Raw genomic sequence first — 11,047 nt, 5'->3', positions numbered from 1 at the left:
GGGTTCGCCCGAAGGCGCGGGGCCGGGGTGGTTGTGAGATAGTCCCCTCACTCCCATCCAGGCTCCTGCACCGATGACCGCCCACTCGCCCCGCTACCACTTCATTACCGGCCTGCCCCGCTCGGGCTCCACCCTGCTGTCGGCCCTGCTGCTGCAGAACCCGCGCTTTCATGCCGGCATGAGCAGCCCCGTTGGGGGCCTGTTTCGCGGCATGCTCAACCAGTTGGGTGCGGGCAGTGAGTTTGGCCCGGTGGTAAGCCGCGCGCAGCGCCACCGACTGGCGCGCGGCCTGTTCGACAGCTACTACGCGGACCAGGCGGGTGAGAAGGAAGTCATCTTCGACACCAACCGCATGTGGAGCGCGCAGATGCCCGCCCTCATGGAGATGTTCCCGGGTGCTAAGCTGATCGCCTGCGTGCGCAACGTGGCCTGGGTCATGGACAGCATCGAGCGGCGCTACCGCGCCAACCCGTTCGAGATCACCCGCCTGTTCAACGACGACACCGAACGCAACACCGTCTACAGCCGCGTGGACACCCTGGCCCAGCGCAACCGAATGGTGGGCTACCCATGGACGGCGTTGAAGGAGGCGTTCTATGGCGAGCACGCCGCATCCTTGCTGCTGGTGGACTATGACCTGCTGGCACAGGCGCCGCACAAGGTGCTGCCACTGATCTACCAGTTTTTACAGGAGCCGGCCTTCGAGCACAACTTCGAGAAAGTGCAGTACGACGCCCCCGACTTCGACGAAGCCCTGGGCCTGCACGGCCTGCACAAGGTGCGCCCCACCGTGTGCCTGGAGCGGCGCGAGACCATCTTGCCGCCCGACCTGTTCGAACAATACGGCAAGCTGTCGTTCTGGCACGACCAGGCGAACAGCCGCGCCAGCGTCATCACGGCCAAGGCAACGTAGACGGCAACACAGCCGCCTGGACGGCCCCTGCATGGCATGCATCGGCATGCGCTCAAGGGCGCGTCCGGCCTGCGGTGGCGCGGGCCATGGTGATTGGAATCAAGATGTTACGAGGGCTGCAACATGGCAGCTTTTTTGTTGACCCTCATGTTTCTTTCACTTACTTTCAACCGTCGCCCCAAAAAGGGGATTTCGGCTGCAAGCCTTGTCTTTGAATGAACGCACCAGATGCCTCGAACCCGCATGCATTGAGCGCTCCACGCCACCACACCTGCCGCCAAGTGCCCGCATCGCTTGCGTTTCGCCTGTGTTGATCCATCGCTGGCGCATGTGCACCCCCTGCAATCAGCCCGGCAACCCCTTGATCACCTGTACCAGAGGCCCCGTTCCGGCACGCGATACACGCGCGTGCGCGCACCGGCCGCAAGCGGGCAGCCCATTCACCTATTCCACTGAAGCAGCACCATGACCACCCTACAGACCAACGATACGGCCGCCCGCGAAATCATCTTTGTCGACAGCCGCGTCAAGGACGCCGACACCTTGCTCAAGGGCTTTCCGCCAGGCGCGCAGTTGGTCTACCTGAAGGCCGGCGAAGACGGCCTGGCGCAGATGGCGGCCACGCTGGGTGAGCGTGGCGACGCGGGCGCAGTGCATGTGCTGGCCCACGGCAGCGAAGGCCAGATGTGGCTGGGCACCACCTTCCTGGACGCCAGCACCCTGGCCGGCCAGAGCGAGGCCCTGGCCGCCATCGGGCGCGGCATGACGGCCGATGGCGACCTGCTGGTGTATGCCTGCAACCTGGCGCAGGGCGAGGCAGGTGCAGAGTTCGTCTCCAGCCTGGCGGCACTCACGGGGGCCGACGTGGCGGCCAGCGACGACCGCACGGGCGCGGGTGGAGACTGGCAGCTGGAGATCACCACGGGCCAGGTGGAAGCGTCCCCCGTCATCTCTGCCGAAATCGCCGCCTACTACGACCATGCACTGGCGACGGTGACCATTACCAATGGCAACAACACCGGCGCGGGCTCCTTGCGCAACGCCATCGCGGTGGCGGGGGCGGGAGATACGATCACATCGAATGCCAGCCGCACCGTGACGCTGAGCAGTGGCGAACTCGTCATCAACAAGAACCTGACCCTCGATTTCGACCTGGACGATAACGGCACACCGGACGTCGTCATCGATGCCAATTACACCAGCCGCGTCATGAACATCACGACCGGCACGGTGCTGCTGGATGGCGCAACCCTCACCCATGGCCTGGTGTCAGGCAACGGCGGCACCAGCTACACCGTTACCGCTGGCGGCAGCAGCAATGGTGGCGCGATCCTGAACGCGGGCACCTTGACGATCAAAAACACGACGATCACCGCCAACTTTGCGACAGGCGGCGGTGGCGGAGGAGGTGCGGCCAATCCTTCTGTCGGCGGCGCCGGCGGCGGCGGCAGTGGCGCTGGCGGTATCGGCGGTGGCAATGGCGGCAATGCCGGCAATGGTGGCGGCGCGTACAACGGTGACGCCGGCGGTAGCGGCAGCGGTGGCAATGGTGGCGGCTTCGGGCACCCTACCAATATGGGTGGACTTGGCGGCACCTCTGCCGGAGGGGGCGCGGGTGCCCTCGGTTCCAGTGGCTACAGCAACGGCGGCGCGGGCGCAACCGGCACCGCAAACAGTGTCACGGTAGGCGGCGGCGGCGGCGGATCCGGCTGGGACGCTACCGGCGGTGCCGGTGGCGCCGCGACCGGCGCCATCTACAACACCGGCACGTTGAACATCATTGGCACCTCTGCCATCACCAACAACATTGGTGCCGGTGGTGGCGGTGGTGGCGGTGGTGGCGCAGGCAACAGCCAGGGTCTCGGTGGCAAGGGCGTGGGCGCCATCTGGAACCAGGGCGGCACTGTCCACATTACCGCCGGCAACTACAGCGCGATGACGGGTAATGCCGGTGCCAGCGGTGCGGTGGGGACCGTGGTCAATGGCGGCTCCATCGTCGGGTCGTCTCCGGCCGCGGTCGCCAAAATTTATGGCAATGGCGGAACGCTGGACGTCAATTACAACCCCGCCACGATCACCAGCGCCACCTACAACGCCAGTACGGGTGTTCTGGTGGTTACTGGCGTCGACATGCCCAATGGGGGCGCCATCGATGAGACCAAGCTTGCGATAGCCGGCCAAGGAGGCTCCTACACATTGACAACTGTGGCCGGCACGTCCAGCACGGCCACATCGTTCTCGATCACCCTGAATGCTGCAGACAAGCTGGCTATCAATGGCCTGCTGAACAACAACGGCACCACGGCCGTGGACACCACGGTGTTCAACCTGGCCGCAGCAGCCAACTGGTCTGCGAGTGCGGGGGCTGATCTCACCAGCAACGGCATCACGGTCAACAACGTCACCGCGCCCACCATCACCAGCGCCACTTACGACGGCACGACCCATGTCTTCACCGTCACGGGCACGGGGCTGGTCAAGACCTTCGGTGTGACGAACGACGTCACCATCAGCGCCCTCACCATCACCGGCGAGGGCGGTGCCGCGCGCACCCTGACCACCACCGGCAACGTCGAAGTCACCTCGGCCACCAGCTTTACCTTCACCCTGGCTGGTGCCGACATTGCTGCGGTCGATGCCCTGCTCAACAAGAACGGCACCTCCTCGGCCAGCAGCAGCACCACCTACAACATCGCAGCCGCCGACGACTGGAACAGTGTGGTCACCGGCGGCAACATCGCCGACCTCACGGGCAATGGCATCACCGTCTCCAACGCCCCGGCCTCCATCTCCAGCGCCACGTACGACGCCAGCACCGGCGTCCTGTCGGTCACGGGCACCAACCTCAACAACGGCGGCGCCATCGACGTCAGCAAGCTCAGCCTCGCCGGCCAGGCAGGCAGCTACATCCTGACAACCGCCAGCGTCACGGCCAGCAGCACCACCGCCTTCGCGGTGACGCTCAACGCGGCAGACAAGCTGGCCATCAACGGCATCCTGAACAGCAACGGCACTGCGGCGGTGGACACCAGCACCTTCAACCTGGCCGCCGCTGCCGGCTGGGAAGTGACGAGCTCGTCGCCGGCCGACCTTGCCAGCAACGGCGTGACGGTCTCCAACGTCACCGCGCCCACGATCACCAGCGCTACGTTCGACGGTTCGACCAATGTGCTCACGGTCACCGGCACCGGCCTGGTCAAGACCATCGGTGTCACCAACGACATCACGGTCAACAAACTCACCATCACCGGCGAGGGTGGTGCCAGCTACATCCTGTCCACGTCCAGCAACGTCGAGGTCACCTCGGCCACCAGCTTCTCGGTCACCCTGACCGGGGCCGACATCGCCGGCGTGAACAACCTGCTCAACAAGAACGGCACTACTGCGGCCAGCAGCACCACCTACAACATCGCTGCTGCCGATGACTGGAACAGCGTCATCACCGGCGGCAACATCGCCGACCTCACGCTCAACGGCATCACGGTATCGAATGCCGCGCCCGGCATTGCCAGCGCCACCTACGACGCCAGCACGGGAGTGCTCTCGGTCTCGGCCCTGAACATGGTCACCGGCGACACCATCGATGTCTCCAAATTGAGCCTCACCGGCCAGGCCGGCAGCTACACGCTGACCAGCGCCAACGTCACCGCCGCCAGCGCAACCTCGTTCTCGGTCACCCTCAACGCCGCAGACCGACTGGCCATCAACGGCGTCTTGAACCAGAACGGCACCACGGCCGTGGACACCACGACCTTCAACCTGGCTGCCGCCGCCAGCTGGGACGTCAGCCGCACCAGCAGCGCCGACCTCAGCAGCAACGGCGTCACCGTGTCCAACGTCACCGCGCCAACGATCACTTCGGCCACCTTTGACGGCACCACCAACGTGCTCGTCGTCACCGGCACCGGCCTGGTCAAGACCGTCGGTGCCACCAACGACATCACGGTCAACAAACTCACCATTACCGGCGAGGGTGGTGCCAGCTACATCCTGTCCACGTCCAGCAACGTCGAGGTCACCTCAGCCACCAGCTTCTCGGTCACCCTGACCGGGGCCGACATCGCCGGCGTGAACAACCTGCTCAACAAGAACGGCACTACTGCGGCCAGCAGCACCACCTACAACATCGCTGCTGCCGATGACTGGAACAGCGTCATCACCGGCGGCAACATCGCCGACCTCACGCTCAACGGCATCACGGTATCGAACGCCGCGCCCGGCATTGCCAGCGCCACCTACGACGCCAGCACGGGAGTGCTCTCGGTCTCGGCCCTGAACATCGTCGGCGGCGACACCATCGATGTCTCCAAGCTGTCGGTCCTGGGCCAGGCAGGGGGCAGCTACACCCTTACTTCGGCCAACGTCACGGCTGCCAGCGCCACCAGCTTCACGGTCGCGCTCAACGCCGCAGACCAACTGGCCGTCAACGGTGTGCTGAACACCAACGGCACCTCTGCCGTGGACACCACCACCTTCAACCTCGCCGCCGCCGCCAGTTGGGATGCCAGCCGCACCAGCAGCGCCGACCTCACCAGCAATGCCGTCACGGTGTCGAACGTCACGGCACCCACCATCACCAGCGCGACGTACGACGCGACCACCCATGTCCTCACGGTCACCGGCGCCGGACTGGTCAAGACCTTGGGCGCCACCAACGACATCACGGTCTCCACCCTGGCCTTCAGCGGCGAAGGCGGCCTTGCCCGCACCCTGTCCACCACGGGCAACGTGGAGGTCACCTCGGCCAACAGCTTTGCGGTGACCCTGGCCGGTGCCGATGTCGCCGCCGTCGAGGCGCTGTTCAACAAGAATGGCGTGGCCTCCACGGGTGGAGCCGCCTACAACCTCGCGGCCGCAGACGACTGGAACAGTGTGGTCACCGGGGGCAGCATCGCTGACCTCACGGGCAATGTCGTCACCGTATCGAACGTCCCCCTGCCGGCCATCACCAGCGCCACCTACGACGTCACCACCGGCGCGCTGGTGGTCACGGGCACCGGGTTCTCCAGCCTCTCGGGCGCCACCAACGACATCGTGGCCAACAGGTTCACCCTGACCGGTGAGGGCGGTGCCACCTACACACTGACCACCACGGCCAATGTGGAGATCACCAGCAGCACGTCGTTCACGCTGACCCTGAGCGCGGCTGACCGCACGGGTGTCAGTGCCCTGACCAACAAGAACGGCACCAGTTCCACGGGGGGCACGCTCTACAACCTGGCTGCGGCCGAGGATTGGGCTGGCGGGGCGGACGCTGCCGTGGTGGTGGTCGATGCCACCAACGGGGTCGCCACCAGCAATGTGGCCGTGCCGGCGGTCACCTCCAGCACCTACAACGTGGCCACCGGCGTGCTGGTGGTCACCGGCACGGGCTTGCTGGGCAGCGCGGGTGCGGCCAACGACATCGTGGCCAACAAGCTGACCTTCACCGGCCAGGGCGGCACCTATGCGCTGACCGATACCGCCAATGCGGAGATCACCAGCGCCACCAGCTTCAGCCTGACGCTGAGCGCCGCCGACAAGGCGGCCGTGAACCTGCTGCTCAACAAGGAGGGCACGTCCTCCACCGGCGGCACCCTCTACAACATCGCCCTGGCCGAGGACTGGAACCCCGGCGCCGATGCGGCCGTGGTGATAGCCGACCTCACGGGCAATGGCGTCACGGTGGGAGGATTCCCCTCGGAGGGCGGCGGCACCTCCACCCCGCCGGGCACCCCCATCGACGGCGTGCCCGTCACCACCGCCCCCGGCCCCGGCGGCTCCACCGTCATCACCATCCCGGTGGTGCTGCCCACCCGGCCCGACACCCCGGGCACCCCCTCTCCCCTGGCCGACATCCCCCTGGTCACCTCGCCCAATGGTACCCCCATCGTCTCGGTGGGGGTGCCCACGGGGGTCGGGTTGCAGGCCGAAGGCCTGACCACCAGCACGGCGGGTGCGGCGGCCCTGGCGGAACTGGGATTCCGCATCGAACGGGTCACCGGCAACAACCCCGAGCTGACCAATGCCGGCCAGGTGTTCTATGCCACGCTGGCACCCAACGAGCCCCTGTCGGTGCAGATCTTGAAGCCCTCTATCGGCGCTGGCTACGATGGCTCACAGCCGCTGGTGATTACCGGCAGCAACAACCCGGCCGATGGCAAGCAGGCCGTCATCCTGGATGCCCGCGCCCTGCCCTCGGGCACGGTGATACAGGTGGACAACATCGAGTTCATCGCCGTGGTGGGCAATGTGCGCCTGATCGGTGGGGCCGGCCAGAACGCGGCCAGCGGCGACAACGGCAACCAATGGATCGTGCTGGGCCCCGATGACGACACCATCCACGGCGGTGGCGGCAACGACACCGTGGGCAGCGAGGCCGGGGATGACCAAGTCTATGGCGATGCGGGTGACGATATCGTGTTTGGCGGTGCCGGCAATGACCTGCTCTCGGGTGGCACGGGCAGCGACAAGCTCAATGGCGGTACCGGCTTCGATGTGGCGATCCAGGAGGGGACGCGCAGCGACTACACCGTGACCCTCGAAGGCGCAGGCATCAAGCTCACGCACACCGCCTCCGGTATCTCGGACTGGCTCGTCGATGTGGAGCAGGTGCGCTTTGCGACCGGCCCGAGCCTCACGGTGGCGCACAGTGCTGCAGAAGAAGCTGGCGCCTACCTGTTCCAGAAGTGGATTGGCCGGGACCTGACCCAGGGCGAAGGGGCCATCATCCAGAGCCTGACGGGCAAGACGGCGCTGGAGGTGGCCACCTTGTTCGCCCAGTTCTTCCCCGCGCAAAGTGCCGGCAAGACGCCTTCGCAGTTGCTGGAGGGCATGGCAAGTTCCGGCGCTATCCGGGTGGATGCTGTCCGCGACGTTACCGTGACCGGGGACGCCGGCCACAACACCATCAGCCCAACCCTGGGCCTGGCCCGCTTCGTGGATGGGGGCGCGGGCATCGATACCGTGGTCATCCCAGCGACGCTGGGCCAGACCTTCGTGCAGCACAACCCGAACGGCAGCTACACCCTGCAGCGCCTGACCGATGGGGCCATGCTGGATGTGACGAACGTGGAGCGGGTGACCCTCACGGACACCAAGCTGGCGCTGGACCTGAACGGCCATGCCGGCCAGGCGGCCAAGCTGCTCGGTGCCCTGGCCGGCCCCGGCATGCTGGCCAACAAGGGCGTGGTGGGCGAGGTGATCCGCCTGCTCGATGCCGGGGCCAGCAGCCAGACCATCGCCGGCCTGGGGCTGCAGCTGGTGGGGGCAAGCACCAGCACGCAGATCGCGCAGACTCTGTGGACCAACATCGCGGGCCGCGCGGGGACCGAGTCGGAGCTGAAGATCCTCACCGACATCATGGCCGGCGGCGTGTCTGCGGCGGATCTGGTGGTGATGGCTGCCAACCTGGATGCCAATGCTGCCCGCATCGACCTGGTGGGGCTCAGCGCCAAGGGGATCGAGTTCGCGTGAGCGACAGGGGGCGCCGCGCTACGGGCCGCCCCGCCTCACACAGTGCCGGCCGTGGTCAGCAGCTGGCGCACCTGACCCGGCTTCAGGCTGCACTCCCCGCGCCCGAACCAGGGGCCCCAGCCCCGCAGGATTTTGCGCGAGAACCAACCCCCTTCGGTGCTGTAGGCCTTGATGGATGCGGCCACCGCACCCGTTTTTCGGTCCAGGTAGTCCGTCTGCTCCACGCTGATGGGGATCAGCCGGCCGGCGACCGTGCCGTGCCCCTTGTGGACCTGGCGCAGGTCGCGTGGATGGGCCACCTTGAAGTGGACCTGGACGGCGCTCTCCGGCCGGCACAGCGCCTCGAACTGCCGCGCCCCCGCGATCTCGTCGGCCATGGGCGCCACGAACAGCAGCGGCACAACCACCAGCCCCAACACCACCCTGGCGCCCAGGGCGACGGGAATCCGCTGGACCAGCTTGAACGCCAGTGCCGACGCAACGACCACCCAGAACAGGAGGACCAGCAGGAACAGAATGGCGGACATGGGTGCTTGCAGCAAGGGAATCAGGGGCTGGACGAATCTACCACCGGCTTCCCTCGCCTGGCTGCCCTCCCGTCACCCCACCGGAGCCGGCCAGCGCACACTGGCGCGGCTCAAATGTCCATCGCCGGCCGGTGCTCCTCGGGCGGCACGAACTTCCACTGCCCCACCAGCAGCGAGAACACGAAGGCCCCGGCCGCGAACAGCCCCAGCACGGCCAGCGCCATGCCCCACTCGCCGCCCAAGGCGCCGAAGGCGCTGGCGCGCACGGCCTTGATGGACCAGGTGAAGGGCAGCCAGGGGCTGATGTCGCGGTAGAAGGCGCTGGTTAGCTCCACCGGCAGCACGCCGCCTGCCGAGGACAGCTGCAGCACCATGAGAATCAGCGCGATGGCCTTGCCCACGTCGCCAAAGGCACGCACCAGCGCCAGGATGACGAGCATGAAGGTCAGCGAGGTGACCGCCATGGACAGCGCCAGGCCCAGGGTATTGACAGCCTGTATGCCCAGCATGAACCAGACCATGAGCAGCACGCAGGCGGCCTGCACCAGGTTGACGCTCCACAGCACCGCGAGCTTGCCCAGCAGCAGCGACACGCGCGAGTAGCCCGCCGCCTCGTCGGGCAGGCGGCGCAGGTGAAAGATGAAGGCCGTCATCACCGCGCCCAGCCACAGCGCGATGGGAATGAAGTTGGGCGCCAGGCCCATGCCGTTGTTCTTGACCGGCGCGTCGATCTCGATCTGCGGCTTGACCGAGATCGCCAGGCCGCTGGCCGTGCCCTCCATCCCCGGGCCGCCCGAGGGCAGCGAGGCCTCGAGCGTGTCGAGCCCCAGCACCAGTTGCGAGGAGCCGTCCCTCACCTTCAACAGGCCGGTGCGCAGCTCGCTGGCGGCGCCTGCCAGCGCCTTGCTGCCTTCCACCAGCTGGTCCACTTTTGCATCGGCCGGTACCTTGGCCGCCAGGGTGGATGCGCCGGCCGCATAGGCGCCAAACCCGTCCGCCATCTGGGCCACGCCCTGGGACAGGGTCCCTGCCCCTTCGGCCAGCTTCGTCTGGCCCTGGCTGGCCTGCTGCAGGCCGCCCTGCAACTGGCTGGCGCCATCGGCCAGTTGCCCGGCGGCGCCAGAGACCTTGTCGCCGCCAAAGAGCAGCGACTTGGATTCATCGCGCAGCTGCCCGGCCCCATCGGCCAGGCGCTGCGCACCCTCTTCGAGCTGTGGCAGGGTGCGGCGCAGCTCCTCATGGCCGCCGGCCAGTTGCGTGGCGCCGCTCTTCAGGGCCTGCAGGTCCGTCGCCTCGGGCTTCTTCGCATCGAGCGTGCGCGCGCCTGCGCCCAGCTGCTTCATGCCATCGCCCAGCTGAGCCACTCCGCCGGAAAGCTCAGTGGCGCCCTTGGCCAACTGCGCCGACCCGCCCTCGGCCTTGCCCATGCCGCTGTGCAGCGCCGCCGCGCCCTCGCGCAGGCGGGCCACGCCCTCGTGCAGGCGCTGCAGGCTGTCGGCCGCCGAGGAGCTGGCGCCCAGCACCACCTCCCAGCGCTTTTCGTTGAGCGATTCGTTGACCTGGTGCCCCAGCTCCTCGGCAAAGCGCCGTGCAAAGCCGGCACCCGCGTAGTTGTTGCCCTCAGAGGCAAACACCACCAGCTTGCCGGCCCCGGGCGAGCCTGCAGCCATGGCCCCGGCGCTGAAATCGGCCGGGATGACCAGCGCGAACAGGCTCTTGCCCTGGCGCACGGCACGCCGGGCCACATCGGGGTCGCCCTCTTCGTAGAAGCCGAACTGCTGCTTGTCCTTGAGCGTCTGCGCCAGCTCCATGCCCAGGTTCACCGCCTGGCCGTTGGCCATGGCGCCGCGGTCCAGGTTGACGATGGCGGCCGGCAGGTTGCCGGTGTGGCTGACGGGGTCCCACACCGATTCGAGGTAGATGAAGGCGTAGAACGCCGGGATCACCACCACGCCCAGCAGCGACCAGCGCAGCTTGGGAAAGCTGCGCAACAGCCGCGCCTCGAGCAGCGAGACGCGCAGTGCGTTGCGGAACAGGCGCATGGGCAGCGGGTCGGCTTTGGTGGTGTTGTGTTTTGCAAGGCAAGGCCGGACAGGTCCTTGCAGCGGTGCGCTGCAAGCCTCGTGGCAGCTTGCCTTTTTATGACCCGGAG

4 protein-coding genes are annotated in these 11,047 nt (G+C 67.0%); 2 read left to right on the top strand and 2 right to left on the bottom strand.

What is annotated here, in order from left to right:
* Window positions 1-73: 73 nt before the first annotated feature.
* On the top strand, window positions 74-913 hold the full coding sequence (locus tag AC07PA_RS22345; protein WP_494606447.1) for a sulfotransferase family protein: 840 nt from the start codon (window positions 74-76) through the stop codon (window positions 911-913).
* Between the two features lie 465 nt (window positions 914-1,378).
* Complete coding sequence (locus AC07PA_RS22340; RefSeq protein ID WP_494606449.1) at window positions 1,379-8,368, top strand: DUF4347 domain-containing protein; 6,990 nt, start codon at window positions 1,379-1,381, stop codon at window positions 8,366-8,368.
* Window positions 8,369-8,403: 35 nt separating this feature from the next.
* On the opposite strand, the gene AC07PA_RS22335 is transcribed toward AC07PA_RS22340, so the two are convergent.
* Window positions 8,404-8,895 (bottom strand): hypothetical protein, encoded by a 492-nt coding sequence (locus AC07PA_RS22335; protein ID WP_494606451.1) that lies wholly within the window; start codon window positions 8,893-8,895, stop codon window positions 8,404-8,406.
* Window positions 8,896-9,005: 110 nt separating this feature from the next.
* Window positions 9,006-10,937, bottom strand: coding sequence for a YhgE/Pip family protein (locus tag AC07PA_RS22330; RefSeq protein WP_494606453.1), 1,932 nt, complete (start codon window positions 10,935-10,937; stop codon window positions 9,006-9,008).
* Window positions 10,938-11,047 lie beyond the last annotated feature (110 nt).

The sequence above is a fragment of the Acidovorax sp. GW821-FHT09B03 genome, from assembly GCF_059418305.1.
This window is presented reverse-complemented; position numbering and strand designations above follow the sequence as displayed.